We start from the raw sequence: 278 nt of genomic DNA on the forward strand, positions 1-278 counted from the left end.
GGGGATGGTCCGGTACGTTCAGAGGCGAATATCTGATTTAAAAACCCACGATCAGCAGGCAACAGACGATCTGCTATACACGCTAAAAGCTTTCGACGCTGTAAGCAGCCTCAGGCATAAAATCGTACATTGGCAATGGGGCCTAAATGAAGGAGCAACCGCCTCATTAACCGACCTGATCAAGCCAAAGAATGCCAATAAATCAAACGCGATTCTCAAAATAAGCGAGCTAAGGGATCAGTGTCATAAGCTCATGAGAATCTTGCAGGCGATTTCGT

1 protein-coding gene is annotated in these 278 nt (G+C 46.4%); it reads left to right on the forward strand.

The window, feature by feature from the left end; genetic code table 11:
• Positions 1-278: hypothetical protein (locus tag AC0L3U_RS39315; RefSeq protein WP_473365109.1), on the forward strand; the 278-nt coding region annotated here is incomplete at both ends.

The organism is Bradyrhizobium sp. Kon69, assembly GCF_055807515.1.